A 25,942-nucleotide genomic window follows, 5' to 3' on the forward strand; every position below is an offset into this window, starting at 1 on the left:
AAGTTATATTTGATAATTGTTATGGACTATATCAAATATCGTCAGCGTATTTCAATGGCTGTGAGCGGACCATCCACCACAATCTGGGGACCGGTCCTTAATCTTTGAGGGGGAGCGTCCGGTCTTGAACACCACCATCATGCTGTTCCTGTTGCAGGACGGCATTACCAATGGCGCGATCTATGCGCTGCTCGGCCTGGCGCTGGTGCTGGTGTTTGCCGTCACCCGCGTCATCCTGATCCCCCAGGGCGAGTTCGTCACCTATGGCGCGCTGACCTATGCCTCGCTGGCCTCGGGCCAGATGCCGGGCACGGCCAAGCTTGCACTGGCCATGGGCATCGTCGCCTTCGCGTTCGACCTGTTCGTGGCCCGCAAGGCGCTGCACGGCCGGCTGATCCTGCGCAGCGTCCTCGCCAACATCGTGCTGCCGGCCATCGTGCTGGCGGTGACCCTCTATTTCGCTGGCCAGAAGCCGCCGGTCGCGGTCTGCATCGCGCTGTCGCTGCTGATCGTCGCGATGATCGGCCTGTTTCTGTATCGGATTGCGTTCCAGCCGCTGGCCCACACCTCGGTGCTGGTGCTGCTGATCGCCTCGGTCGGCGTCCATCTCGCGCTCCAGGGACTGGGCCTGCTGTTCTTCGGCGCCGAGGGCCAGCGCGGACCGGCGGTGCTGTCCGGCGCGTTCACCGCGGGCTCGCTGCGCTTCACCGGCCAGAGCCTCACCGTCTACGGCATCACCATCGCCTTCATCGTCGGTCTGTGGCTGTTCTTCGGGCTGACGCTCTATGGCAAGGCGCTGCGCGCCACCGCCGTCAACCGGCTTGGCGCGCGGCTTGCCGGCATCCGCACCACCCTGTCGGGACAGATCGCTTTCCTGCTGGCGTCCGTCATCGGCGCGCTGTCCGGGATCATGATCGTACCGATCACGACGCTCTACTATGACTCGGGCTTCCTGATCGGCCTGAAGGGCTTTGTCGCCGCGATCATCGGCGGGCTCGTCAGCTACCCCTTGACCGCCGTCGCAGCGCTCGTTGTCGGCATCGTCGAGGCGTTCTCGTCCTTCTATGCCTCCAACTACAAGGAGGTGATCGTTTTCATGCTCTTGATCCCCGTGCTGCTGCTGCGCTCGCTCGCCGCGCCCGCGGTCGAGGAAGAGAAGGACTGAGGCCAAGATGCAGAGCCGGCTTCCCATTCTCATCTTCGCAGCTCTGATGGCGGCGATCCCGTTTGTCCCGGGCATGCCGCCGTTCTGGATCGTGCTGCTCGACAATATCGGCCTCACCGCGCTGGTCGCGATGGGCCTCGTGCTGCTCACCGGTGTCGGCGGCCTCACCTCGTTCGGCCAGGCGGCCTTCGTCGGCTTCGGCGCCTACACCACCGCGGTGCTGACGACGACCTATGGCCTGTCGCCCTGGCTGACCTTGCCGCTGTCGCTTGTGGTCAGTGGATTGCTGGCGGTGCTGCTTGGCCTGGTCACGGTCCGTCTCTCCGGCCACTATCTGCCGCTCGGCACGCTCGCCTGGGGCCTCGGCCTGTTCTATCTCTTCAGCAAGCTGGAATTTCTCGGCCGCAATGACGGCATCTCGGCGATCCCGCCGCTGTCGATCGGCGCATTCAAGATGCTCTCGCCCGGATCGATCTATTACGCGATCTGGGTCGCCGTGATCATCTCGGCCCTGCTCACGATGAACCTGCTGGACTCCCGCACCGGCCGCGCCATTCGCGCGCTGCGGCGCGGGCACGTCGCCGCCGAAGCCTTCGGCGTGCAGACGCCGCGTGCAAAAATGCTGGTGTTCATCCACGCCGCCGTGCTCGCCGGCCTCTCGGGCTGGCTCTATGCCCACCTCCAACGCGCGGTGAACCCGACGCCGTTCGGCGCGCAGGCCGGCATCGAATATCTCTTCATCGCCGTGGTCGGCGGCGCCGGCTATGTCTGGGGCGGCGTGCTCGGTGCAGCCATCGTCGTGATCCTGAAAGAGGTGCTGCAAAGCTATCTGCCGCTGATCCTGCCCGGCTCCGGTCAGGTCGAGACCATCGTGTTCGGCATCATGCTGGTGGCGCTGCTGCAACTTGCGCCCGGCGGCGTCTGGCCCTGGCTGATGTCGTTCCTGCCCGAGGCTACCGGTGGCAAGAAGCCGGACACCTCGCTGAAACTTGAGCAGCGCCCCCGCGCGGCGGGCCAGTCCAGCGTGCTGCTTCAGGTCGAGAAGGCCCGCAAACAATTCGGCGGCGTGATTGCGGTCAACAACGTCTCCTTCGACGTCCAGGCCCGCGAGATCGTCGCGCTGATCGGGCCGAACGGCGCGGGAAAAAGCACAACGTTCAACCTGATCACCGGCGTGCTGTCGGCGACTTCGGGCTCGATCTCCGTGCTCGGCAAGAAGGTCGACCGGGCGCCGCCGCAAGAGATCGTAAAGCTCGGCATCGCCCGCACCTTCCAGCATGTGAAACTCGTCCCCGACATGACCGTGCTGGAGAATGTCGCGATCGGCACGCATCTGCGCGGCCATTCCGGTCCGATCTCCTCGATGCTGCGGCTCGACCGCGCCGACGAGGCAAAACTGCTCGCGGAAGCCGCCCGCCAGATCGAGCGCGTCGGCTTGGCCGATCAGATGCACCAGCTCGCAGGTTCGCTGTCGCTCGGCCAGCAGCGCATCGTCGAGATCGCGCGCGCGCTGTGCGTCGATCCTATGCTGCTGCTGCTCGACGAACCGGCGGCCGGCCTTCGCCACATGGAGAAGCAGCAGCTCGCAAAACTGCTGCGCGAGTTGCGTGACGGCGGCATGAGCGTGCTGCTGGTCGAGCATGACATGGGGTTTGTGATGAATCTGGCCGACCGCATCGTGGTGCTCGATTTCGGCACCAAGATCGCGGAAGGCACGCCGGCGACGATCAAGACCAATCCCGAAGTGATCAAGGCCTATCTCGGAGTGGCGGCATGAGCGCGCTGTTGTCCGTCACCGACGCGCATGTCGCCTATGGCAAGGTCGAGGCGGTCCGTTCCGTTTCGCTCGAAGTGGGGCAGAACGAGATCGTCACCATCGTCGGCGCCAACGGCGCCGGCAAGACCACGCTGCTCTCGGCCATCATGGGCATTCTGCCGCTGAAGGGCCGCGTTGCGTTTGCGGGGCAAGACCTGGCGCGGCTCGACATCGAGGACCGCGTCGCGATGGGCCTGGGGCTGGTCCCGGAGCACCGCGAATTGTTCGTGACCATGAATGTCGAGGACAATCTCGAGCTCGGCGCCTTCCGCATCGAGCGGAGCCGGGCGAAGGCCTCGATAGAGCGGATCTACACCCTGTTTCCACGCCTGAAGGAGCGGCGCAAGCAGCTTGCCGGCACACTCTCCGGCGGCGAGCAGCAGATGCTCGCGATGGGCCGTGCGCTGATGGGCGAGCCGAAACTGTTGATGCTGGACGAGCCAAGCCTCGGTCTTGCCCCGATCATCGTCGCCGACATTTTCCGCATCGTCACCGAGCTTCGCGCCAGCGGCGTCTCGGTGCTGCTGGTCGAGCAGAACGCGCAGGCCGCACTGAAGATCGCCGACCAGGCTTACGTGATGGAGCTCGGCGAGTTCGTGCTGAGCGGCAAGGCCAGCGACGTCGCCGCGAACGAGCAGGTCGCGGCGAGCTATCTCGGCTTCCAGCACGAAGCCGCAAGCGCGCTGTAGAACCATAGCGTTTTCGAGCGAAGTGGATGCCGGTTCGCGTAAAGAAAACGCGTTAAAACTAGGGCCGCTTTGCTGTCTGCACAAATCCCCAGGCGGCGATCACGGCCATCAGCAGCGAGATCAGCACATTGTAGCCGGCGAGCGAGAGGCCGAGGAAGCGCCACTGCACCTCGTCGCAGCGCACAACCTTCACGGTGTCGAGCCGCGACAGCAGATCGCCGGCGCTGCCGAGATTGACGACCGGACCGGTGCAATCGGTCGGCCCCTTCCAGAAGCCCCATTCGACACCAGAATGGTAAGTGCCGAGGCCTGCATTGGCGAGCGCCGCCAGCGCGAGTATCGCAAGCCCTGCGAGCAGCAGCGGCCGCGGCGCGCCGCTTCTCGCCGCCAGCACGGTGAGCGCGCCGAGCGGGATTGCGAGATAATAGGCGTAGCGCTGCTCCAGACAGAGCGGACAGGGCAGGATCTCCAGCACGAGCTGGAAGAACCAGGCGCCCGCGATCGTCGCCGCCGCGATCAGGGTGACGGCCAGCGAGGCCGTCAGCGCAGGCGCGCTGGCAGCCGGTTTGAACGCAGGTATTGCGGCACTCTGGGTCGTCACGGCAGCCTCTTCGGATGGGTCGTGGCTTCAAGGCTCTAACCCCGCCCTGGGCCCCTGTCGAGAACGGCCGGGATCACTTTGGCGCGGGTTGACCCCGCCTTTTCCATGGCTATAGTCCGCCGGCTTCGCGACGCCCCTTGGGGGCCGACCGAGGGCCCCTGTGGCGGAACTGGTAGACGCGCTCGACTCAAAATCGAGTTCCGCAAGGAGTGCTGGTTCGATTCCGGCCAGGGGCACCAGCCTTCGCTGCTTCGCAGCTACGGCTGGGCGAGCCAAGCTCCGGCCCATCGAAGCGAAGCAGCGAAGGCTGTCCCGCCGAAGCCTTGGCGAAGGCGGACTGGATCAACGGGGCCGGAGCTTTCCCTCCCTAGCAATCGTCACAGACCGGCTGTATAAGCCGTTAGCTTCTTCACATCACCGAAGAGGCTTATATGAACGACCTGCACACGTGGCTTTCCGAACAGCACCACGGTTTGCGAACCTTCCAGATTTTTCAGCAGAAGCTCGACACGCTCGGCCGGGACGACCCCGCCCAGCGCGGCCTGTGCCGTCTCCTCAGCAACCTTGTCGGCAGCTATGTCGAGGCATTTGACGAGGCCCCGCTGCCGGTCGAAGTTGCCGATGGCGCCTATCACCGCCTGCTGACGCTGGTTGCGAGCCTCGATCTCCGTGGCGATGCCGACCGCCGGCTCGCCGACATCAATCGCGTGGCGACATGCGAGCTCTGGCAGTGACCCGCGAACCGTAGGTTCTATGGCGACATCCTCGGCTTCGCCGAACAGTCCTGGCCGGGTGGTCTGGCTTTTCGCCTGGGACATAGCCTCCTTCTTCTGGAGGAAGACCGCGCCTCGACCGTCAATCCGGTTCGTCAAGCACTGGGCTGGCGCTACATCACCCTGCAGATCTCCGACATCAACACTAAATCGGCGTGGCCGTTGCCCAACTCATCGAAGCCGGATCCACGCCTCGTCGCCCTGGTCAGGATACTCGCTCGGCAAGCCGCGCGAAACTTTATTCACGCCACCTGGGACAGCCAGAAAAGGCCTCGGGACTGACACGGGCAACCAACATTGCTGATGCCGAAATCCTGTCCATCGCCCAGGGACGGCAGGTTTTGGCGATGCTTCCCACTGTCTGCAGCCTAGTCTGTTCCGGACACAATTGCGGCCCTTCGGAAAGTATTCCGGCAGTCCCGCTGCTCGGGATACTGGACCGCTCAATGAAATTAGCCCTCGCCCCGGACCGAGAACGGCTACTCTTTGCTGACGTCTTGTTCCACGTTGTCTTTGCCGGCTACCAATTCTCTCCAAAAGGCCGCAGTTCGACATTGAACGACCACGCACTGCGATGCTGGTGTGCGACATGCCAGATCTCGTCGGCGATCGCCGCGGGCTTGATGAAGAAGTCGTCCGGTCGGTCGGGCCAGCGCTTCCTCGTCCATTCCAGGTCGATCACGGCGTCGACGACGACGTAGGCGACGTGGACGCCTTTCGGGCCCAGATCGCGCGCGATCGCCTCAGCGAGAATCCGTTGTGCTGCCTTGGTCGGCGCAAAACCGGCAAAACCTGGCTTGCCCCGCAATGCCGAGGTATTGCCCGTGGCAACGATCGCGCCCTTGCCGGACTCGACCATCGCCGGAGCAAACCGCCGCGCGAGGTACAACAGCCCCATCGTGTTGACCTGAAAGTTGCGGTTGAGAATTTGCGGATCGATTTCGCGGAAGGTGCCGAACGCCCCGCCGACGGCGTTGTGGATGACGACGCCGGGATGGCCGAGCTCGCGCTCCACTGCGGACGCTGCCGCTTCGACCTGCGCGGGATCCGACACGTCGCAGCGATAGCCCTTCGCGCCCGGCAGCTCCTTCTCCAGCGCGGCAAGGCGCTCCTCGTTCCTGGTGAGCAGCGCGACGCGATGACCGCCCTCGGCAAACCGTCTGGCGAGCGCCGAACCCGTGCCAGGTCCAACACCGGTGATGAGGCAAACAGGCGCGGTCATGTAGTCAATCCTCCCCGTTGCGGCCGGCGGCTTTCTTGTTCAGGCGGCGGCCTTCGATAACAGCTTTTCAACGTACGGCCCGAGGTCCTGCCTGAAGTGCTCGTGCGCGACCAGGCGATCAAAGTGAGCGAACACCCGCGGGTACTCGTCCCGAATTCCGGCGTGCAGGATCCTGTCCAGCCCGCGCGCGCTCAACTGCTCGGCCCGTGCGTGCTCGTTCATGGACAGCGCAAGCTCGGCGGCAAAGCAGATGTCGGCCAGCGTGATGCCGTCCCCCACCAGCGTATCGCGGCGTGGCGACAGCGCCTGTTCGAGCCCCGAGGCATAGATCGCGAAGGCCGCCTTCGCACGCGCGTGAATGGCTGCATCAACCGAGCCATCCAACAGTGCAAGGAGATAGATTTGCGAATCCCTGGCGAAGACCAGGCTGACATCCAGAAAGCTGTCGATCCTGGATGCTTCATAGGCGTCACACCCGTAGAGCGGAAACCTCGCCTCGCCCAGCCGCGCCACCGCGCGCATGATGCTGTTCGACTCGAATATTCCGGTCCTTCCGTCAGGCCCGAACGCGGCGGGCACGTTGCCGAACGGCTGTGCTTCCAAGAAAGCGTCAGTCTTGAAGAGTTGCGCGCCGGTCAACCCGACCCGCCCGGTTCGTGCAAAGGACGAAAGGGATTCCCGTTCGCCCTGCGCGAGGGGACGCGCGTCATAATCCCACAGCCAGTCCCGCAACTCCTTGCCTGACGCACCCCTGACCTCGACGTCGACGCCGCAGAATCGGGCGGCAATGGTCGCCTTCCAGACGCGCGGGTTGGGCAGGTACGAGAATATGCGCAAGTCAGCCATCATGGTTTGCTCCCGGCGACTCTTTGTATCCACAGGACGACGGGACCCGCGATCATCAGAGCCGGATGCCCTACTCCGAGCTCGCGTCGAGAATTTCACCGAACTGCTCCCAGCGTGTGCCGGTCCATCGTTGGAGCTGCAACTGCGTCCATATCATGTTGTTGCTTTCGCTGGTGTTGATCCGGATGCCAGGCAGCGCGGTCGGCAGCGCAATATCCTTCAGCGATTTCGCCTGCTTGATGACGTTGTCGCGCGAAAGATCGTCGCCGCATTGTTTGAGGATCTGCTCCAGTACCAAGCCCTGCTGGTACCCCGTCAGATAGCTGGTGTTGGTGATATCGGAGCCGGCCAGGTATCGATCGAAGAAGGCGCGATAACCTTTGATCGCCTCGTCGTCCGTCCATTTCTGGTCATTCGGATCCTTATTTGGGGTCCCGACGATGACACCGATGGAGTTTTCCAGGCCCGCCGGTCTCAGCGTGCCGGCCACCGAGGACGAAGGGAAGTCGATCAGGATCGTCGCCTTCCATCCAGTCTCCGCTGCGCGACGAATCGCCTGCGCTGCAAACTTCGGCGTGCCCGCGACAAACAGCGCTTGCGCGCCCGAGCTCTTCAGCGAGACCACTTGCGAGTCCACGGTCGGTTCCGTCACCTCGTAACTGGCGGTGACCACGCGCTTGTCGAAATCGGCGCCCAGGACTGCCTTGAAAGCGTTGACGTAGTCGCGGCCGAGATCATCATTCTGGTAGAGGATTGCGTATTTCGCCGCGGGCAGCGCACGCATCAGATACTTTGCGTAGATCTTGCCTTCGGTGTCATAGCTGACGAGGCCGGTGGTCGTCAGCGGATAGTCCTTGACACTAGTGAACTTGCTCGCTCCCGTGACGATCGCGATCGTCGGCACACGTTTTGCCGCAAGATATTTTGCCACGGCGGAGTTACCCGCCGTGCCGAGCTGGCTGAACATGAAGGCGACCTCGTCGCTCTCCACCAGCTTTCGCACATGCTCGAACGCCTTGGGCGGGCTGTACGCATCGTCCATCATGACATAGTCGATCTTGCGCCCGTGGATGCCGCCGCGGTCGTTGATCGATTGCACATAGGCCTGCACGCCCTGCCCGACCTGGCCGATCGAAGAAGCTGGTCCGCTCAGCGGGAAAATACCACCGATCTTGATCCTCGTCGGCGTGACACCCGGCGCGTCAGCCGCCCAGCAAGGCGTGGACATCACAATCACGAGTGCGCAGGCCAGTCGTGTGCTCCAGGACATCGCGTGTTCCTCCATTGTTGTTTTGCGCGCGCCCTGCATGCAGCAGACGCGACGGAGATTGAGTGGCCGCTTCAGGCGGCCAGCTTGAGTATCTTGACGATGTCGCCGGGCTCACGGATCGGCTGGGGGTTCGCCCGCGTGAAGATCGACAGCATGGCGTTCTTGCCGATCAGCTCAAAACGGTCCTCGGCCACGCCGACGTCGGCAAGCCTGCGCGGCAGGCCGAGCTCAGCGATAAACGCTGCAAAGGCCTCGCTGGCATCGCGCCCCGGCGCACCGAGTGCGGCTGCGACCGATTTTTGGGCGACCTCTGTGGCCGGCAGGTTGTATCGCAGCACGCTCGGCATCATCACTGCCGTGCAGAAATAATGCGGTACATCACAGGTCCCGCCAAGAACATGGCCGATGGCATGGCTCGCGCCCATCGGCACCCGCGCCTGCAACCCGAAGGCCGACATCCAGGAACCCAACTGGCAGCTCAGCCGCGCCGCTTCGTCGTTCGGATTGTCCTTGGTGCGCAGGAGCCCATCGTGCAGATAACGCAGCCCCTGCTGACACACGGCATCGACGAGCACATTAGGGCGGCTCGAGCAGATCGCCTCGATGCCGTGATCCATCGCGCGTGTGCCGGATCCCAGCCAGAGCTTCTCGGGCGTGTATTTCGTGATCGCGGGGTCGAGGATGATGCTGCGCGGCATCATCATCGGATGATTGAAAATCTGCTTCAGCTTGCGACCGGTATCGGTGACCAGCGCGCCGGAATTGTACTCACCGCCCGAGAGCGTACTGGGGATCGCGATCATCCTCACCTTCGGCGCGCGAAATGCCCCGAAGCGGCGGTCCGGCGTGGTCTCGAACCCGTCGAGCCCCATCGGTTCGAAGATCTCGTGCTCCATGCACATCAGCACGATCTTGGCCGCATCGACCACCGAACCGCCGCCGATCGCGACGACCAGATCGGCTTGAGCATCCTTGGCTTGTCGCGCAATCTGCGTCACCACGTCCCGGGTGGTGTGCTGCGGCACGCCATCGAAGGTCGCGGCATGGCGGTCACCGAGCGCCGCCCTGATCTTCTCGATCTCGTCGGTGGCGGTGTTGAGCGTGCGGCTGGCGATCAAATAGACGCGCTTGGCGCGCAGCCGTTCGGCCTCCTCCCGTAGCGCCTCTGCCGCTGGCTTGCCGTAGATCACGGATTCCATGGTGGGGTATTGATGGCTACCGGCGACTGGCATGCTCTTCCTCCCTGGCGTTCTTTTTTCTCCGGGTACTGCGGCGTCAGCCTCGTGACGCCGTCAGCTATCCCGGTCTTGACGTGCTCGTAGTCGCCTCGTCAGGCGACCGCGCGGGTCCGTGCAGGCTCGATCGTCCCGTCAAGGAAACCAGTCAGCCGCTGGCGGATGATCGCCTCGGCCTCGGCCATGATGCGGTCGATTAGCTCCTTCACCGTCGGAATGTCGTTGATCAAGCCGACCACCATGCCGCAGCTCCAGGCTCCGGCATCCATCTCGCCGTCGATCATCACCTTCGGATAGACGCCCGCGACCCGCTCGTGGATGTCGTCGATCTTCAACGTGGCGCCCTTCTCGCGCTCGATCTCGAGCAGCTCATCGACGCCCTTGTTCTTCAGCACCCGCTCGGTGTTGCGCAACGCGCGCATCACGAGGCGCGTATCGAGCTCGGTGGCGTCAAGCAGCGCCTGCTTCACATTGGGATGGACCGGTGCCTCCTTGGTGGCGATGAAGCGCGTACCCATGTTCATGCCGGCGGCGCCCATCGACAGCGCCGCGACCAGGCTGCGCGCATCGGCCATGCCGCCGGAGGCCACGAACGGAATCCTGAGCTCGTCGGCCGCGCGCGGCAGCAGGATCATGTTAGGGATGTCGTCCTCGCCGGGATGGCCGCCGCATTCGAAGCCGTCGACGCTGACGGCGTCGCAGCCGATCCTCTCAGCCTTGAGCGAATGCCGCACCGAAGTGCATTTGTGGATCACCTTGATGCCGGCAGCCTTCAGCGCCGGCATGTATTGCTCAGGGCTGCGACCGGCCGTCTCCACCGCCTTGACGCCGCCTTCCCTGATCGCGGCGATATATTCCGGATAGGGCGGTGCGGTGAAGCTTGGCAGGAACGTGAGGTTGACGCCGATCGGCTTGTCGGTCATGTCGCGGCAGCGCGCGATTTCGTTTGCCAATAGCTCAGGCGTCCGCTGCGTCAGGCCGGTGATGATGCCGAGGCCTCCGGCGTTGGACACCGCGGCCGCCATCTCGGCAAAGCCGACATAGTGCATGCCGCCCTGGATGATCGGGTGCTGGATGCCGAACAGTTCAGTGATCGCTGTCTTCACGATGATCTCCCGCTTTTCCCGATCAGTGGATGATTTCGAACAGGCCGGCTGCGCCCATGCCGCCGCCGATACACATGGTCACGACGCCGTACTTCGCCTTGCGCCGCCGCCCCTCGATCAGGAGGTGGCCGGTCAGCCGCGACCCGGTCATGCCATAGGGATGGCCGATCGCGATCGAGCCGCCATTGACGTTGAGCTTGTCCGGATCGATGCCGAGCTTGTCGCGGCAATAGATCACCTGCACCGCATAGGCCTCATTGAGCTCCCAGAGATCGATGTCGTCGATCTTCAGATTGTGCCGCTTGAGAAGCCGCGGGATCGCGGCGACCGGGCCGACGCCCATCTCGTCGGGCTCGACGCCGGCGGCGACAAAGCCGCGGAAGATGCCGAGCGGCTTGAGTCCCTTTTGCGCGGCGATCCTGTCGCTCATGACCACGCAGGCCGAGGCGCCATCCGAGAGCTGGCTGGCATTGCCGGCGCTGATGGTCCTGCCCTCGAACACCGGCTTGATCTTGGCGAGGCCTTCCGCCGTGGTATTCGGCCGCGGACCCTCGTCCCCGGCCAGCGTCACCTGCTGATAGCTGACCTCCTTGGTGTCCTTGTCGACCACCGCCATCTTCGTCGTGATCGGCACGATCTCGTCGCTGAAGCGGCCGCCCTGCAACGCGGCGCCGACGCGGCGCTGGCACTCGAGGCTGTATTCATCCTGTTTGTCACGGCCGATGTTGTAACGTTCGGCGACGACCTCGGCCGTCTCGAGCATCGACATGTACATCTCAGGCTTCATCGCCATGAGATCCTGGTCGACCGCGTGGAACTTGTTCATGTGATCGTTCTGCACCAGGCTGATCGACTCGATGCCGCCACCGATCGCGATCTCGACGCCGTCGAGCATCACCGAGCGCGCGGCCACCGCGATCGCCTGCAGGCCAGAGGCACATTGGCGGTCGATCGTCGTGCCGGCAACGGTCGCCGGAAGCCCGGCGCGGATCGCGCCCTTGCGCGCAACGTTCATCACCATGGTGCCCTGCTGCATCGCGCAGCCCATGACCACATCCTCGACCTCACCGGGCGCGATGCCAGCGCGCTTCACCGCCTCGGCCATGACATGGCCGGCGAGCGTCGGTCCGTCGGTGTTGTTGAGCGCGCCGCGATAGGCCTTGCCGACGCCGGTGCGTGCGGTGGAGACGATGACTGCTTCGGGTGACGACATGCTTGCCTCTCTGTCTCAGGCGGCCGCGTCGAGCTGCGCGTAACGCAACACGTGGTAGGCGGGATCGCCGAATTGGATATTGATGGAAGAGATCCGCTTGAAGTAATGACCGACATTGAGCTCGTCGGTCATGCCCATGCCGCCGTGCAACTGCACGGCCTGATCGGCCACGAATTTTGCGGCATAGCCGATCTTGGACTTGGCGCCCGAGGCGAGCCGCGAGACGCCGGCCTCATCCTCGCCAAGGCTGAGGCTGAGATGCTGCATCAGGGACAGCGCCTCCTGATGCGCGATGAACATGTCGACCATCCGGTGTTGCAGGACCTGAAAGCTGCCGATCGTGACGCCGAACTGCTTTCGTGTCTTGGAATACTCCAGCGTCGCCGCGTTCAGCTCACCGATCGCACCGACCGCCTCGGCACAGAGCGCGCCGATCGCGCGGTCGCGGCAGGCCTCCAGCGCGGCAACGCCCTCGCCCTCCTTGCCCAATAACTCCCCGCGCACGCCCCTAAGGCTAACCTCGGCTGCCTTGCGGCCATCGATGGTCTTAAAACTCTGCAGATCGAGGTTGGCGGCGCGGCGATCGACCACGAACAGGCTGACGCCGCCGCGATCATGATGATGGCCCGAGGTCCGGGCGGAGACGATGAGATAATCCGCCCAGGGTGCGGCCAGCACCGCGGTCTTCTCGCCAGTGAGAACATAGTCGTTGCCGTCCCGGCGCGCCGTCGTGGTCACGGTGGCGAGATCGAAGCGCGAGCCCTTCTCGGTCCAGGCCAGTGCCCAGAGCTTCGCTCCCGCAATAATGTCGGCGATGTAGGCCTGCTTCTGCGTGTCGGAACCCACCTGCTCGATCAAGCCACCGGCCACCACGACCGTCTCGACAAAGGGCTCGACGACGAGATGGCGGCCGAACTCCTGCATGATGATCATGGTCGACAACGGCCCGCCCCCGAGCCCGCCGACATCTTCCGAGAACGGCGCGGCGAGCAGGCCGAGTTCGGCGAATTCGGCCCATTGCTTTCGGCTGAACCCTTCCTCGCTCGCGACGATCTTGCGGCGCGCATCGAAATCATACTTGTCGCGCAACAGGCGCTGGACGCTGGACCGCAACAATTCCTGCTCTTCCGTGAACTGGATATCCATCCGATCCTCTTGTGGCGCTATTGCTAGAGACCGAGCACTGCTTTGGCGATGATGTTGCGCTGGATCTCGTTTGATCCGCCGTAGATGGAGAGCTTGCGCGCGTTGAGATATTTCTCCGCCGCGGTGTGGCCGTAGTCCGGACCGGGCATGAAATGGTTGGCGCTGACCGGATGCTCGCGGATCGCCAGGCCGTAATTGCCGATCGCGCGATGAGTCAATTCGGTGATGTTCTGGAAGATCTCGGTGCCGCGGATCTTGAACAGCGAAGCCGCCGGCCCCGGATCGATGCCGCGCGCCATCTGCGCCACGACGCGAAGCTCGGTCGCTTCCAGCGCCAACACGTCGAGCTCGACGCGGGCGATGTCCCTGATGAATTCCAGATGCGCCGGATCGTCTGCGCGAATCTCCGCCTTCACGATCTTCTTCAGTTTCTCGATATAGCGCGTCGAGCGGCCGATCCCGGCCATGCTGGTGCGCTCATTGCCGAGCAGGAATTTGGCGTAGGTCCAGCCCTTATTCTCCTCGCCGATCAGGTTTTCGACGGGGACGCGGACGTTTTCGAGGAAGACGTCATTGACCTCATGGGAGCCGTCGATGGTGATGATCGGACGCACGGTGACGCCCGGCGACTTCATGTCGATCAGCAGGAACGAGATGCCGGATTGCGGCTTGGCCGTCGGATCGGTCCGCACCAGGCAGAATATCCAGTCGGCGTGCTGGGCCAGCGTGGTCCAGGTCTTGTGGCCGTTTACGATGTAGTGATCACCGTCGCGCACCGCCTTGGTGCGGACGGTGGCGAGATCCGAGCCCGAGCCCGGCTCGGAATAGCCCTGGCACCACCAGTCCTCGCCCGACAAGATACGCGGCAGGAATTTCTTCTTCTGCCCCTCATTGCCGAAGGTGTAGATCACCGGGCCGACCATGGTGACGCTGAACGCCAGAGGCGGCAGGGTGCCGGCACGGCTGGTCTCCTGCTCGAACACGAAACGGCGGGTGATCGACCAGCCGGGCCCGCCATATTCCTTGGGCCAGAGCGGCGCGATCCAACCCTCCTTATAAAGGATGCGATGCCACAGCAGCATCTGCTCCTTGGAGAGGTCGGTCTCCGGGTTGGGAACGCGCATCTCGGCCGGATAGTTGTCCTTGATGAAGGCGCGGACTTCGCCGCGAAACGCCGCGTCTTCAGGGGATAGCGCGAGCTCCATGGGATGCGCTCCCTACCACTTCTCGCCGAAAGGACGGATCTCGAGCTCGAACGTCCAGGCGCTCTTGGGCTGCTGGTAGAGCTGCCAATAGGACGCGGCCACCGACGCGGGCGGCATCAACAGGTCCGGATTGTCGAGCGCATCGGGGCCGAGCGCTTCGAGCCGGCGCTGCCGCACCCATTCGGTATCGACGCCGGAGTCGATGATGAGGTGCGCGACATGGATGTTCTTCGGTCCGAGTTCGCGCGCCATCGCCTGCGCTACGGCCCGCAGGCCGAACTTGGCGCTGGCGAAGGCGGCGTAGCCGGAACCGCCGCGCAAGGACGCGGTCGCGCCGGTGAAGAAGATGTTGCCGCCGCCGCGCGGCAGCATCAGCCGCGCTGCCTCGCGCCCCGCAAGGAAGCCGGAATAACAGGCCATTTCCCAGACCTTGCGAAACACCCGCTCGGTGGTCTCGAGGATCGGAAAATTGACGTTGGCGCCGACGTTGAAGATGCAGACCTCGAGCGGCGCGTGCTTGTCGGCGTCGTTCAGGAAGGCGGTGATCTCCTCCTCCTTGCGCGCATCGAGCGAGCGGGCGTGGATCTCGCCGCCGGCGGTCTCGACGTCCGCAACCAGGGGCGCGAGCTTGTCGCCATTGCGGCGACCGGCGAAGACCGTAAAGCCTTCCGAGGCAAATTTCTTGGCAATTTCGCCGCCGATGAAGTCACCGGCGCCGATCACCGCAACCGTCCTGTTTCTCTTCTGCATGGGACTTCTCCAGCCTTGTGAGACGTTGAAGCGATCTCGCCCGCTTTAGCTGCGTAGCGATTCCGCCAGCTTGTGCTTCAGGAGCTTGCCGGTCGACGTGGCTGGCAGCGCGTCCATGAGGATGACCTCCGACGGCCGCTTATAGGACGTGAGCTCCGGCGCGACATGCGCCATCACGTCCTGCGCGGTGGCCGAGGAGCCCTTCAGGAGCTGGACAAAGGCCACGATCTCTTCATTGCCCATGACCGGCCGCCCGACCACGGCGCATTGCACCACGTCGGGATGGGTGCTGAGCACCGCCTCGATCTCGGCCGGATAGACGTTGAAGCCCGAACGGATGATCATTTCCTTGGTGCGGCCAACGATGAACATCGCATCGCCCTCGAAGCGCGCGAGATCTCCCGTGTTGAACCACCCGTCCGGGTCGATCGCCTTCGCCGTGAGGTCGGGCGCGCGATAATAGCCGCGCATGACGTTCGGTCCGCGGACATGCAGTTCGCCGATCTCACCGTTCGTCACGACGATGCCATCACGCGCCACGATCCTGGCTTCGATACCCGGCACGAGGACGCCGACCGAATTGTCGCTGCGCGGCGCCTCAGGCCGCACACCGGAAATTCCGGGCGAGCATTCAGTAATACCAAAGGCGTTGCCGAGCGGAAGACCAAGCTCCTTCTCGACCCTTGCCTTTAGCTCGAGGTCGAGCGGGGCGCCGGCGACGCTCATCAGGCGCAGCGCACCACGCTCAAGTTTCGGCAAGCCTGCCATCTGCTTGTATTCCAGCAGCCGTTGATAGGTGGCGGGCACGCCGTTCAGAAGCGTGATGCCTTCCTCGGCCAGCGCCTTGGCCAGCGCAGCGGGATTATATTTGGTGACCAGCCGGGTGACACCACCGACCATCAGCGTCATCGTCAGCAACGAGATACCGACAATATGCGAGATCGGCAGCACACAATACTGCACGTCGTCCGCCGTCATGCTGCGCAAATTCGCCGTGGTCCTCGCCGAAAACAGCAGGTTGCGATGCGAGAGCATGACGCCTTTCGGCGTTCCGGTCGTGCCGGAGGTGTAGATAAGGACCGCTACCTGACGTGTGCCGTCGGCCTCGACCGGCTCCGCCTGCGTGTCCTGGTTCAGAGCAGACACGCCGATGTCGTGGAGCGGCCCAACATCCTGCACCCGAGCGTCGTAACGCGTCGCGTGCGCGGCCGCCTCTTCGGAGACCTTTGCCGTGAAAAACATGCGCCGGGCGCCGCTGTGATCCCTGATCTGATCGAGCTCACGCGGCGACAGCCGCGGATTGGCGACAATCGCCCAGGCATCGAGGCGGCTTGCTGCGAACAGGAGGCAGGCGAGCGCGATCGAGTTCTCGCTGACGATCATCATGCGATCGCCGGCGCGGATGTCTAGCGCGCGCAGCGCCTCCGCCGTAGCACCAACCGCCCGATCGAGTTCGCGATAGGTCAGGCTGGCATTGTCTTCGATCAGCGCCGTCTGGTCGGGAGTGGCGGCAACATAGGGGTCCATGACCTCATGGATGCGCTGCGGCAACGCGTTCGTGATTTCGGCTGCAGCCTGCTGCCAGTTCGCCAATGACACCTCCCGTTGAAAGGCCCTTTGCGGGCTCGGTTCGTTCCATGCCTCCGCGCGGTCAGGCGCTCTTGCGCTGCGCCGAGCTCAATTGCGCAAGGATTTCGTCCTCGACATCGCGCAGACTGTCCTTGCCAAAGTAGATCTCGTTGCCAACGAAGAACGTTGGAGAGCCGAACGTGCCGCGCGCCACCGCGCCGCCTGTATTCTCGATCAGCCTCTTCTTGACGTCGTCCTGCTGGGCACGAGCGATGATGCGATCGATGTCCAGCCCGGATGACAGGAACGCCTCGCGGAACACCTGCGGATCGTCCATCTTCTTCGGCTCGACCCACATGTGGTGATAGGCGGCACGGAAGTAGGGCTCGAACATCTCTTCGGACTCGGCCGCGACAACGCCGCGCATCAGCATCAGCGTATTCACCGGAAAGAACGGATTCGTCTTGAATTTGGTGATGCTGTGGCGGCGCAGGAAACGCTCGGTCTCGAGCGCATTATATTCCGGCTTGTTCTTGATGCCGCGCAGCGACTCCGCGGGCGACATGTTGCCGGTCGCCTTGTAGACGCCGCCGAGCAGCACCGGCACGTAGTCGAACCTGACTCCCGTTCGCTGCTCGATGGCAGGCAGCGCAAGCTCGGCGAGGTAGGCGTTGGGACTGCCGAAATCGAAGTGAAATTCGACCTTGAGCGGAGCTGCCATGGAACGCTCTTCCCTTCGATGGCGGCAATCGTTCGCCACCTGATTGATCGTGGCGCGAGTCCTAAAGTTCTATTTTAGAACTGTCAATATGATCATCATCATTCAATGCGCCCGTTTCCGCGTGGAATGAGGCATCCTATTGAAATGTAGTGAGTTCTGATTTAGAATTTATTTTCTTGGATGCCGCAGATCGACTGGAGACGTTGATGAAATGGGATGCTCTCGAGGAGGAGCCGTGCTCGCTGGCCCGCACCGTGGCGGTCATCGGCGACCGCTGGAGCCTGCTCATCCTGCGTGAATGTTTTCTTCGGATCCGCAGATTCGACGAGTTCCAGTCGTCGCTTGGCGTGACCCGGCACCTCTTGGCCGATCGGCTGAAGAAGCTCGTCCGCTTTGGCGTCCTTCGCAAAACTCCCTATCAGGACGCGCCCAAGCGCTACGAGTATATCCTGACGCAGAAGGGTCTCGATCTCTATCCGATCATCATGTCGATCGTGCACTGGGGCAATATCCACATGGTCGATGCGCGCGGACGGCCGTTGCTGCACGAACACAAGAACTGCCACAAGATGTTCGACCCCGTCATGGTCTGCTCCGAATGCGGTGAGCCTCTGACCGCGAAGGAGGTCCATGTTCATCCTGGCCCCGGCGCGCGAAAATCCTCACCTGCGCGTGCGAAGGCCGTCGAGAACGAGGCGAAACGATAGCCGACCGAATAAATGCATAAGCGGCCTGATAGATTTCGATGTAGCGACTACTCTTCAGACAGTCCTTGACTGCTTTCGCACCTTGTGCCGCTTAGCGTCTTCGTCGCCCTGATCACTCTTGCGGCGAGCACCTGAGGGACACGGCAGTGCCATCGCAGGCCCTCGCGCGATCAGGTGGCGCCCGGCTGGCGGAGCGTGATCCGCGTCAATTCGGAGGGGCGACCGAGTCGCAGCGCGAAGCCGGGCCACAGCGCGGTGCCGTTGTTCACGTAAAGCGTCATCCCGTCGACGTCGTAACGACCCGACACGTAGCCGGCGTTGGCGCGTGCGGCCAGCCGGTCGATGCCCAGAATCAGTCCTCCATGCGTGTGTCCGGACAGTTGCAGAGCCACGCCGAGCTTCGCGGCGTTCCGTGCGTCGCTCGGCTGATGGTCGAGCAGGATGACAGGGACGCCTTTGGGGGCGCCTTCGAGGACGGCGGCTAGGTCTCGGACGAGATGTCTAGTGCGGCGCGACGCCCGGTCGGTAATGCCGGCGAGGACCAGCTTGCTTCCGTCGCGATCGAGAACGATGTGCCTGTTCTCGAGCGAGAGCAGTCCCAATTCGGCGAAGTGCGCCATCCACGTGCTGTAGCCGAAGATGTATTCGTGATTGCCCGAGATCACGTAGACGCCGTCGGTCGCCTTCAAGTCCCGCAACGGCTCGATGTCGGCGCGTCGCGCATCGAGAGTGCCGTCGATCAGATCTCCCGTGATCGCGATCAAGTCGACGCCGAGTTTGTTCGATCGCTCGACGACGGCGCGCGCCCATGAAGCGGGAAACAGCCGGCTGATGTGCAGATCAGTCAGTTGCAGAATGGTGTACCCGTCGAACTGTCGCGGAAGTCCGTGGATACCGACTTCGATGTCCTTCAGCGGCGGAATCCGCATCGCCTGATGGACACCGACAGCGGCCGCGACGGCAGCCAACGCAGCCAATCCATAGCGGACGCCGTCGGGTGCGCTCACGATGTCCCCATGGATCAGAAGTCCGACCAGGAGTCCGACATCGAGCGCCAGTTGCAGCAGCGCCAGCAAGACGATCGCGCCGAACGCCCAGTTGAAGAGGACGACCACCGGGCGCGGAAACTCCGGAGAGAATGCCGAGCCCGACGAGAGCTTGCTCCACCGGTGAAACTGCAATGCGACCAACGCGAGCGCCGCCACCAAGATCTTGATCGAAAGCGGCAACTGCAGCGGCCAGATGAAGCGGGTCAGGATCAGCAGATAGGCCAGGCCGAATATGAGTTGGGGAATTGGTTCGCTCCGGATTTGATCGGTGCGGCTTTCGTACACGAAGCCCAGCGCCATCTCTACTCGAATTAGCTTCGGTCAGACCGCTTCCTCGGCTCGCTCGGGCGCGCAACCTTCCCGCTTGAGGTTCATGAGGTGACCGGTCGCCCGCGCATCGCACAACTACCGAAAAATCGGATTGCCACGGACATCGTGCGCATCGCCGACGGTGTCCTCGCTGAGCATTGGGATGTGCTGGAGGACGAAGCGACCCGGGCCGAGTCGTAAAGCCGATTGCCGATGCTCGGCGAGAAATTCCCGGAATGAAGGCGCATCGCCTTGCAGGGTGGCTGGCTCCTGATCGACCATAAGATCGGCATCACGGAGCGCGGGCAGTGTGCCCGACGGAGCGTCGTGTCCCAGTTGCGCATCCGTCCGAGCCTGTCGTCGCATTGCCTGAGGTGGCAGGCCGAACACACGCACGAATGCCCGCCGCATTCTTTCTCGATCCGCAAAGCCCGTCTGCCGCGCGATGATCTCGATCGGATGCCGACTGTCCTCCAACATCAATCGGGCGGCCTCGAGACGGAGCTTTTCGATGGCCTTTGCCGGCGACTCGCCGGTCTCCGCCGCGAACGCACGAGTGAATTGACGGGGGCTCAGATGGGCCGCCTCCGCGAGCTTTTCCACCGTAAGTTCGGTATGGAGATTTTTCCTCGCGAATGCGAGTGCGCTTTGAATTCGGTCGGACTTCGGCTCGAGTTGGAGGAGCGCCGAGAACTGCGACTGTCCGCCTGAACGGCGATGATGGATCACCATTTTCTTCGCGACCGCTCGAGCGACGTCCGGACCGATATCGTTCTCGACCATCGCCAGTGCGAGATCCATCGTCGCCGTCATGCCCGCCGACGTCCATACCGATCCGTCGATGACGAATATCCGGTCTTCCTGCACCTTGACCTTCGGATAACGTCGCTGAAGTTCCGCCGTGTAGTCCCAATGCGTCGTCGCCTGCTTGCCGTCCAGAAGTCCTGCTTCAGCCAGCGTAAATGCACCGACGCACGTCGCGGCCACCCTGCGGGAAATCTCGGGAGCCTTTCGTAGGTACGTCAGCACTCCCTCGGACGGACTTAGCGACCGGTCCGTGCCGCCGCCGACAATAAGTGTGTCGAAGAGGGAATTGTCGAACGGCTCGGTCTCTACTACAAGCCCGGCCGTCGTCCTTATTGGTCCTCCGTTCTCCGAGATAAAATGAACGTCGTAGCGGCGTTCGCCAAACTCCGAGTTGGCGACCTCGAAGACCGACATCGCCGCGAAGCTCATCACGTGAAAACCTGGAAAGGTCACTACTCCTATTCGCTGCAAGCAAACCTCCCACTATCCGTGATAAGCATTACGTTGTTCGGGGATCGAGCAACCCGGGCTCTATGTAGGTCCGATCTCGGAATTGGCCACTGGCCAATTCCGGCACCAGACGGCAGCCCAGACGAGTGCCTGTTCCGGGAGAATGGCGTTAATTGGTCGGGCGCGTCTATTGGGCTGCGATTGTCTCCTCGCCTCGCGATATTGCCGGGATTCCTTGCGGCTCACTCAAACGGACTTTCAATGTCGCCCCAGACTTTGGAAGTTTTTAGCTTTGTCGGTTTGCATTCATAGAAAATATCGCACAGCAATATGGCGTGTTTCGAATTTTTCTGTCGAGATCGCCCCCTTCCAGATACTTGCGCTTGCCGTCGCCTTGTCGAAACATGGGATGTCCCGAAACGTGGGCAAAACGTCGTTTGGCGCTCAGCTTTGATCGCCTAGCCTTAGCGCTTCTGAACCGCACTCCATCAAGCGTTTTCGGAAACGACGAGAGCACATGGCGAAATGTTGGAGGTGAATGGCGAAATCGAAAGGATGGTCGAGCTGCTGGGGGCTGCCCGCACTGACATGGTCACCCAACTGGCCGCCGCCATGGCCATCATCCGAGATGCACCGCTTCGGGAACGGCTCGGCAAAATTGCCGGGGTCGATCCGGGTCAGGATTTCTTGATCGGCCAACTCAAGAACCAAAGCTGGCTCAAGGTCGGACGGCATGGGTACACCATCGATCGCAAGCGACAGACCGGATGGTCCGTCGTCGATCTTGATGAAGTGCTTCGGACGCTACCGGAATTCGAAAAATCGCTGCAGGATTCGATGCAGCGAACATACGCCACGAGGGATGCGTACGGCATTCTCGAAGCTCTCTTCGAACCGTCGCCCATACAATCGCGATCGAATTTCCACGAGATCTTCGCCTGGGCTCCCCTGTTGGAACAGATGGCCTACAATGCTGCGATGCGCATCCTTCCGGTCCTCGACACGCTTCGATCGGTGGTGAGATTTGAATTGAGCGGGACGTCGGGAATCGGCGCAACGAGCCTGCGCGCATACTGGCAGCTTCTGCATGCACTGGGCCAACTTACCCTGGTCGCGTCAAGTAACGAGGCTCGGCCATGGCTTGCGGATATGGCCAATAGCTTCGTATGGGAAAGCTGGACACCAAGCTTTGTGCTCCTGAGAGAACGTACGTTCTGGCTTGCCGCCATCGCAGCGAGGTCGGCGGCCGCGTTCGGCGAATCCGTCGTGGAGGGCTATTTACGGAGATTGTCGCACGCCAGACACCCCATGATGGTTTTCGACGCACTCTTTGGGCTGACGGCAATAGGTTTGGCAAATCCACCGTCAAAGGCTGGGATCCTGGCCGAACTTGACAGCATGCGGGATGCAAATCTTGCACTTAGCGGGGATCACAGCGTCTATCTCATCTCTTATGAAAGCGCGGTTCGCGTCTTGTCCGGACCGTCGGTCGGACAGCGGGAGTTCCGCGAATTACACTGGCGTGCAGGCAGCGCCGCGGGGATGGCGACGCGCCCTGCCCTTATCGGTGACCCAACCGCGCTTTCCGCGTCCGGAGAGTATCTTGGGTTCTCCATGCTGCCCTTCGTTGCCGACAGCTCCCATGACGAGCATTTCCCGAAATTCCCGGCCCAGTCCGACAGGGAGATATCTCGCGGAAAAATCGCGGCCGCTTTTCGTCGTGCATGGGTCGCGGAGCCGACGTCTCCCACCCGACACTTCCTGAACTGACAGCGCCTCGGTTCCGCTCCCTTCGCACGAAGGTGCTCATGTCCTGGAAGGTGGGATAAATGGCGTTTCCCGCTTCGGCCGAACGATCTACTTGGTTGCCCGGACCAAGAGAGCTCCCGGACACGCGACGCTCGAAGGCGCGAGTTCTCCGACCAGTTTCACGGAAGCGAGGCACGCAGTGAAGATCGCAATCCTGGATGATTACCAGAACGTCGCACTGAGCAGCGCCGACTGGTCCGCGGTCGCCAAAAGGGCGGACATCACCGTCTTCAACGATCATATCGACCAAGTCGACGCATTGGTCGCGAGACTCTTGCCCTTCGACGTGATTTGCGTCATGCGCGAGCGCACGCCCCTGCGCCGCGACATTATCGAACGTCTACCGCGGCTGAGGTTCATTGCCTCGACCGGACCTCGGAACATTTCCATCGACATGGCCGTCGCTCATGAGCGCGGCATTTTAGTCGCCAACACGGGCTACAGATCCACGCCGACAATCGAATTGACCTGGGCGCTGATCCTCGCCAGCGCGCGTCATCTCGTCGGAGAAAGCAACTCAATCCGGGCCGGCGGCTGGCAAACCTCGGTCGGCCATGAACTCGACGGCAGGATCCTTGGAGTCTTAGGTCTCGGCAACGTCGGCGGACAGGTCGCGAGGATCGGCCGCGCGTTGGGCATGAAGATCATCGCCTGGAGCCAGAACTTGACCGCAGAAACGGCGGCAGCCGCGGGTGCCGATCTCGTGACCAAAGACGAACTCTTTCGGCGGGCCGATATCGTGACCATCCACCTCATCCTGAGCGAGCGCACCCGCGGTCTCGTCGGCGCTGCCGAGCTGGCGCTCATGAAACCGACGGCGCGGTTGGTCAACACGTCGCGCGGCCCGATCGTCGACGAGCAAGCGCTCATCGAGGTCTTGCGCGCACGAGCTATCGCGGGGGCGGCGGTCGACGTCTTCGATACCGAGCCCTTGCCGGCCAGGCATCCGTTCCGATCCCTAGAGAACGTGCTGGCGACGCCGCATATCGGATTCGTCGCCGAAGACCTCTACCGGACTTTCTATGGCGACGCGGCGGCGGCGATCGGAGCCTGGATCGAGACGCAGGCGCCAAGCCCGTGAACATCGGAAGGAACGCCAGCAAGGATGCCGCAGGATTCCGTCGGCCTCGCCGTTGAGTCCTGCGTGTGTCCTGGAAGGTGGCAAAAATGGCGTTTCTCGATGCTGAGGGACGATTTACTTGGTTATCGATCCTGGGAGCAACCGCATGTCACGCAGCGTTCGATTTCACGAGTTCGGCGGTCCGGAGGTCCTGAAGATCGAAGATGTGACCATACCAGATCCAGGCCCCAAGGAGGTCCGCTTACAGATAAAGGCCTTCGGCCTGAATCGAAGCGAGGTCCTGACCCGATCCGGTAAAGCCGCAACGAAGGCACCGTTGCCCGCGCAACTTGGTTTGGAGGCTGCGGGTCTGATCGAAGCGCTAGGATCGGAAGTGGACGGTCTTGCGGTCGGCGACAGGGTGGCAGTCATTCCCGGCGAGACTGGCCGCGGCTACTATGGCGAGGTTGCCCTCGCGCCCGCCAGGACACTCGTGAAAATACCGGACGATCAGAGTTGGCAGGAGGCGACAGCAACCTGGATGGCGTTCGGCACCGCCTGGACCGGGTTGATCAGTATCGCCGGCATCTCGGCGGGGCGGACAGTATTGATAACGGCAGCATCGAGCAGCACGGGTCTTGCTGCGATCCAAATCGCGCGAAAGGTGGGTGCGATCCCGATTGCACTCACCCGGACCTCCGCGAAGGCGGCGGCACTGCGCGAGGCGGGAGCCGCTCACGTCATCGCAACCGAGGAACAGGACCTAGTTGCGGAGGTGGCTCGGTTGACCGACGGCAAGGGCGCCGAGGTGGTGTTCGATGCAGTGGGTGGGGCAACCTTCGAGAAACTTGTCGAGGCGACGGCGATCGGAGGCTTGCTGGTCGCGTACGGTCGACTCAGTCCCGACGCGACCCCGTTGCCCCTCGCGCAGGTCTTGTGGAAGGATTTGACGGTCCGCGGCTTCGTTCTCCCGACCGCGATTGCGCGCGACGACAAGCTTGCAGCGCTTAAACAGTTCATCGGCGAAGGGCTTACGTCTGGCGCGCTGCGGCCGATCATCGCCAGAACATTCCCCTTTGATGAGATCGTGGCCGCCCATCGCTACGTCGAGACCGGGGCGCAGTTCGGCAAGGTGGTCGTGACCGTCTGAAGGAGCGACGAGAATGGGCAAGTTGCAGGGAAAGGTGGCCGTGGTGACCGGCGGGACCACGGGAATAGGTTTCGCTACAGCGAAGCGGTTCGTTGAAGAGGGCGCCTACGTCTTCATAACGGGCCGCCGCCAAAAGGAGCTCGACGAGGCTGTCAAGGCGATCGGCAGCAACGTTGCAAGCGTTCGCGGCGACGTCTCCAAACTTCCGGACCTCGATCGTCTCTGCGAGACCGTAAAGGCGAAAGGAAAGATCGATGTCCTGGTCGCCAATGCCGGGATCGGCGAATTCGCTCCCTTGGCAACCCTCACCGAGGAGCATTTCGACAAGCTTTTCGATCTCAACGTCAAGGGCACGCTGTTCACGGTGCAAAAGGCCTTGCCCCTGATGAACGACGGAGGATCAATCATTCTCATCGGCTCCGTCGCGAGCATCAAAGGCACAGCTTCCTTCGGTACCTACGGCGCGACCAAGGCCGCGGTTCGCAATTTTGTGCGAACCTGGACCGTGGAGTTGAAGGACCGTCGCATTCGCTCGAACGTGCTGAGCCCCGGTCCGATCAAGACGCCGTTGGTGGATCTACAGCCGCCGGAGGCCATTGCGAGGATACTGGCCACCATTCCGATGGGACGCATGGGAGAGCCGGACGAAGTCGCCAAGGCGGCGGTGTTTCTGGCCTCGGACGATTCCAGTTTTGTCACGGGCATCGAACTCTTCGTCGATGGCGGTCGAGGTCAAGTTTGATCAGCGGAAGGGCGGCCGGAGGGGTGGCAAGTCAACACCTCTCAGGAACCCCCATCGCGCACGACATGGCAGGTAGTCGTCCCGTGGGCGAGAAGCCTACCCTTCGCGTCGAGCAATCTGCCCTCGCCGATCGCCATCTGTCGACCGACATGTAGCGTCTTGCCCTCCCCGCGGACGACCCCGGTATCGGCGGACATAGGTCTTACAAAGTTTATCTTGTATTCGAGGGTGACGGACGAGAGGCCCGGCTCGAGCGATGTTACGATGGCCGCTGCCATACAGGTATCGAGCAGGACGGCTGCGTACCCACCATGGACGAATCCCAAGGGATTGTAGTGCTCTGCGGTCGGTATCGCGGTTAGCACGACGAACCCAGGCTCAGCCGCTTCGATGTTGATATCGAAAAGCGCGAGCATCGCCGAACGCGCAATGGAGCCCTCCATGAGCGCTCTGAAGTATTTAAGACCAGAGAAAGCGGAAACGCCTTCGTTTGCGGTAGGATTCATATACTTAGCCTGCAATTAGTTCGTGC

At 62.6% G+C, this 25,942-nt stretch carries 23 protein-coding genes, 1 tRNA gene and 1 pseudogene; 10 read left to right on the top strand and 15 right to left on the bottom strand.

Going from position 1 to position 25,942, the window contains the following annotated elements; all coding sequences use genetic code 11:
• Positions 1-124 precede the first annotated feature (124 nt).
• The 3 genes from UB31_RS03075 to UB31_RS03085 are packed head-to-tail and all read left to right on the top strand — an operon-like array spanning position 125 to position 3,670.
• The gene (locus UB31_RS03075; protein WP_045009764.1) at positions 125-1,165 is read left to right on the top strand and encodes a branched-chain amino acid ABC transporter permease; all 1,041 of its coding nucleotides are present in this window, start codon (positions 125-127) and stop codon (positions 1,163-1,165) included.
• Positions 1,166-1,172: 7 nt separating this feature from the next.
• Positions 1,173-2,942 carry a branched-chain amino acid ABC transporter ATP-binding protein/permease gene (locus UB31_RS03080; protein ID WP_045009765.1) on the top strand — a complete coding sequence of 590 codons (1,770 nt, stop codon included), beginning with the start codon at positions 1,173-1,175 and terminating at the stop codon, positions 2,940-2,942.
• On the top strand, positions 2,939-3,670 hold the full coding sequence (locus UB31_RS03085; RefSeq protein ID WP_045002457.1) for an ABC transporter ATP-binding protein: 732 nt from the start codon (positions 2,939-2,941) through the stop codon (positions 3,668-3,670). The genes UB31_RS03080 and UB31_RS03085 overlap by 4 nt, the downstream gene beginning before the upstream one ends.
• A gap of 58 nt (positions 3,671-3,728) precedes the next feature.
• Here UB31_RS03085 and UB31_RS03090 read toward each other — a convergent pair whose 3' ends face one another.
• Positions 3,729-4,271, bottom strand: coding sequence for a disulfide bond formation protein B (locus UB31_RS03090; RefSeq protein WP_045009766.1), 543 nt, complete (start codon positions 4,269-4,271; stop codon positions 3,729-3,731).
• A gap of 154 nt (positions 4,272-4,425) precedes the next feature.
• Between UB31_RS03090 and UB31_RS03095 the strand changes: the two genes are divergently transcribed.
• Positions 4,426-4,510, top strand: a tRNA-Leu gene (locus tag UB31_RS03095).
• A gap of 192 nt (positions 4,511-4,702) precedes the next feature.
• Positions 4,703-5,005, top strand: a complete 303-nt coding sequence (locus tag UB31_RS03100; RefSeq protein WP_045009767.1) for a hypothetical protein — start codon at positions 4,703-4,705, stop codon at positions 5,003-5,005.
• 559 nt (positions 5,006-5,564) lie between these two features.
• On the opposite strand, the gene UB31_RS03105 is transcribed toward UB31_RS03100, so the two are convergent.
• From UB31_RS03105 to UB31_RS03155, 11 genes are all read right to left on the bottom strand, one after another.
• Positions 5,565-6,266: an SDR family NAD(P)-dependent oxidoreductase gene (locus UB31_RS03105; protein ID WP_045002454.1), complete on the bottom strand. Its 702-nt coding sequence runs from the start codon at positions 6,264-6,266 to the stop codon at positions 5,565-5,567.
• 39 nt (positions 6,267-6,305) lie between these two features.
• The gene (locus UB31_RS03110; protein WP_245305939.1) at positions 6,306-7,115 is read right to left on the bottom strand and encodes a glutathione binding-like protein; all 810 of its coding nucleotides are present in this window, start codon (positions 7,113-7,115) and stop codon (positions 6,306-6,308) included.
• Positions 7,116-7,182: 67 nt separating this feature from the next.
• Positions 7,183-8,382, bottom strand: a complete 1,200-nt coding sequence (locus UB31_RS03115) for an ABC transporter substrate-binding protein (RefSeq protein ID WP_045009977.1) — start codon at positions 8,380-8,382, stop codon at positions 7,183-7,185.
• A gap of 71 nt (positions 8,383-8,453) precedes the next feature.
• Positions 8,454-9,614, bottom strand: coding sequence for an iron-containing alcohol dehydrogenase (locus tag UB31_RS03120; protein ID WP_045009768.1), 1,161 nt, complete (start codon positions 9,612-9,614; stop codon positions 8,454-8,456).
• A 98-nt stretch (positions 9,615-9,712) separates the two neighbouring features.
• Positions 9,713-10,723, bottom strand: coding sequence for an NAD(P)H-dependent flavin oxidoreductase (locus tag UB31_RS03125; RefSeq protein ID WP_045009769.1), 1,011 nt, complete (start codon positions 10,721-10,723; stop codon positions 9,713-9,715).
• Between the two features lie 22 nt (positions 10,724-10,745).
• Entirely contained in the window at positions 10,746-11,936 is a 1,191-nt protein-coding gene (locus UB31_RS03130; RefSeq protein ID WP_045009770.1) for an acetyl-CoA C-acyltransferase, read from the bottom strand.
• 15 nt (positions 11,937-11,951) lie between these two features.
• Positions 11,952-13,082, bottom strand: a complete 1,131-nt coding sequence (locus tag UB31_RS03135; RefSeq protein ID WP_045009771.1) for an acyl-CoA dehydrogenase family protein — start codon at positions 13,080-13,082, stop codon at positions 11,952-11,954.
• Between the two features lie 23 nt (positions 13,083-13,105).
• A complete protein-coding gene (locus UB31_RS03140) occupies positions 13,106-14,287 on the bottom strand; it encodes an acyl-CoA dehydrogenase family protein (protein WP_045009772.1) in 1,182 nt (393 codons plus the stop codon).
• A 12-nt stretch (positions 14,288-14,299) separates the two neighbouring features.
• Positions 14,300-15,037, bottom strand: a complete 738-nt coding sequence (locus UB31_RS03145; RefSeq protein WP_045009773.1) for an SDR family oxidoreductase — start codon at positions 15,035-15,037, stop codon at positions 14,300-14,302.
• Positions 15,038-15,082: 45 nt separating this feature from the next.
• Positions 15,083-16,636 (bottom strand): class I adenylate-forming enzyme family protein, encoded by a 1,554-nt coding sequence (locus tag UB31_RS03150; RefSeq protein WP_045009774.1) that lies wholly within the window; start codon positions 16,634-16,636, stop codon positions 15,083-15,085.
• A gap of 52 nt (positions 16,637-16,688) precedes the next feature.
• Positions 16,689-17,327, bottom strand: a complete 639-nt coding sequence (locus tag UB31_RS03155) for a 2-hydroxychromene-2-carboxylate isomerase (RefSeq protein ID WP_045009775.1) — start codon at positions 17,325-17,327, stop codon at positions 16,689-16,691.
• Between the two features lie 206 nt (positions 17,328-17,533).
• Here UB31_RS03155 and UB31_RS03160 point away from each other — a divergent pair, with 206 nt between their 5' ends.
• Positions 17,534-18,034 (top strand): winged helix-turn-helix transcriptional regulator, encoded by a 501-nt coding sequence (locus UB31_RS03160; RefSeq protein ID WP_045009978.1) that lies wholly within the window; start codon positions 17,534-17,536, stop codon positions 18,032-18,034.
• Between the two features lie 170 nt (positions 18,035-18,204).
• Here the strand turns inward: UB31_RS03160 and UB31_RS03165 are convergent, their stop codons facing one another.
• Positions 18,205-19,383 (bottom strand): metallophosphoesterase, encoded by a 1,179-nt coding sequence (locus UB31_RS03165; protein WP_082078386.1) that lies wholly within the window; start codon positions 19,381-19,383, stop codon positions 18,205-18,207.
• Between the two features lie 345 nt (positions 19,384-19,728).
• A pseudogene (locus tag UB31_RS03170) lies at positions 19,729-20,670 on the bottom strand (GlxA family transcriptional regulator); the annotation flags it as partial.
• 504 nt (positions 20,671-21,174) lie between these two features.
• On the opposite strand from UB31_RS03170, the gene UB31_RS03175 reads away from it, so the two are divergent.
• From UB31_RS03175 to UB31_RS03190, 4 genes are all read left to right on the top strand, one after another.
• Entirely contained in the window at positions 21,175-22,419 is a 1,245-nt protein-coding gene (locus UB31_RS03175; RefSeq protein WP_045009776.1) for a hypothetical protein, read from the top strand.
• 178 nt (positions 22,420-22,597) lie between these two features.
• Complete coding sequence (locus tag UB31_RS03180; protein ID WP_045009777.1) at positions 22,598-23,539, top strand: D-2-hydroxyacid dehydrogenase family protein; 942 nt, start codon at positions 22,598-22,600, stop codon at positions 23,537-23,539.
• A 145-nt stretch (positions 23,540-23,684) separates the two neighbouring features.
• Complete coding sequence (locus UB31_RS03185) at positions 23,685-24,668, top strand: zinc-dependent alcohol dehydrogenase family protein (RefSeq protein WP_045002442.1); 984 nt, start codon at positions 23,685-23,687, stop codon at positions 24,666-24,668.
• 13 nt (positions 24,669-24,681) lie between these two features.
• On the top strand, positions 24,682-25,410 hold the full coding sequence (locus UB31_RS03190) for an SDR family NAD(P)-dependent oxidoreductase (protein WP_045009778.1): 729 nt from the start codon (positions 24,682-24,684) through the stop codon (positions 25,408-25,410).
• Between the two features lie 41 nt (positions 25,411-25,451).
• On the opposite strand, the gene UB31_RS03195 is transcribed toward UB31_RS03190, so the two are convergent.
• On the bottom strand, positions 25,452-25,916 hold the full coding sequence (locus UB31_RS03195) for a PaaI family thioesterase (protein ID WP_045009779.1): 465 nt from the start codon (positions 25,914-25,916) through the stop codon (positions 25,452-25,454).
• Between the last annotated feature and the right edge of the window lie 26 nt (positions 25,917-25,942).

Origin of the sequence: Bradyrhizobium sp. LTSP849 (assembly GCF_000938255.1) — a bacterium.
GTDB lineage: Bacteria > Pseudomonadota > Alphaproteobacteria > Rhizobiales > Xanthobacteraceae > Bradyrhizobium.

Bases quoted from the DNA above. Each gene is read 5' to 3' on its own strand.
- UB31_RS03080 (WP_045009765.1), top strand. From the start codon at position 1,173: ATGCAGAGCCGGCTTCCCATTCTCATCTTCGCAGCTCTGATGGCGGCG.
- UB31_RS03085 (WP_045002457.1), top strand. From the start codon at position 2,939: ATGAGCGCGCTGTTGTCCGTCACCGACGCGCATGTCGCCTATGGCAAG.
- UB31_RS03100 (WP_045009767.1), top strand. From the start codon at position 4,703: ATGAACGACCTGCACACGTGGCTTTCCGAACAGCACCACGGTTTGCGA.
- UB31_RS03105 (WP_045002454.1), bottom strand. From the start codon at position 6,266: ATGACCGCGCCTGTTTGCCTCATCACCGGTGTTGGACCTGGCACGGGT.
- UB31_RS03110 (WP_245305939.1), bottom strand. From the start codon at position 7,115: ATGATGGCTGACTTGCGCATATTCTCGTACCTGCCCAACCCGCGCGTC.
- UB31_RS03115 (WP_045009977.1), bottom strand. From the start codon at position 8,382: ATGTCCTGGAGCACACGACTGGCCTGCGCACTCGTGATTGTGATGTCC.
- UB31_RS03120 (WP_045009768.1), bottom strand. From the start codon at position 9,614: ATGCCAGTCGCCGGTAGCCATCAATACCCCACCATGGAATCCGTGATC.
- UB31_RS03130 (WP_045009770.1), bottom strand. From the start codon at position 11,936: ATGTCGTCACCCGAAGCAGTCATCGTCTCCACCGCACGCACCGGCGTC.
- UB31_RS03135 (WP_045009771.1), bottom strand. From the start codon at position 13,082: ATGGATATCCAGTTCACGGAAGAGCAGGAATTGTTGCGGTCCAGCGTC.
- UB31_RS03140 (WP_045009772.1), bottom strand. From the start codon at position 14,287: ATGGAGCTCGCGCTATCCCCTGAAGACGCGGCGTTTCGCGGCGAAGTC.
- UB31_RS03145 (WP_045009773.1), bottom strand. From the start codon at position 15,037: ATGCAGAAGAGAAACAGGACGGTTGCGGTGATCGGCGCCGGTGACTTC.
- UB31_RS03155 (WP_045009775.1), bottom strand. From the start codon at position 17,327: ATGGCAGCTCCGCTCAAGGTCGAATTTCACTTCGATTTCGGCAGTCCC.
- UB31_RS03160 (WP_045009978.1), top strand. From the start codon at position 17,534: ATGAAATGGGATGCTCTCGAGGAGGAGCCGTGCTCGCTGGCCCGCACC.
- UB31_RS03165 (WP_082078386.1), bottom strand. From the start codon at position 19,383: ATGGCGCTGGGCTTCGTGTACGAAAGCCGCACCGATCAAATCCGGAGC.
- UB31_RS03175 (WP_045009776.1), top strand. From the start codon at position 21,175: ATGTTGGAGGTGAATGGCGAAATCGAAAGGATGGTCGAGCTGCTGGGG.
- UB31_RS03185 (WP_045002442.1), top strand. From the start codon at position 23,685: ATGTCACGCAGCGTTCGATTTCACGAGTTCGGCGGTCCGGAGGTCCTG.
- UB31_RS03190 (WP_045009778.1), top strand. From the start codon at position 24,682: ATGGGCAAGTTGCAGGGAAAGGTGGCCGTGGTGACCGGCGGGACCACG.
- UB31_RS03195 (WP_045009779.1), bottom strand. From the start codon at position 25,916: ATGAATCCTACCGCAAACGAAGGCGTTTCCGCTTTCTCTGGTCTTAAA.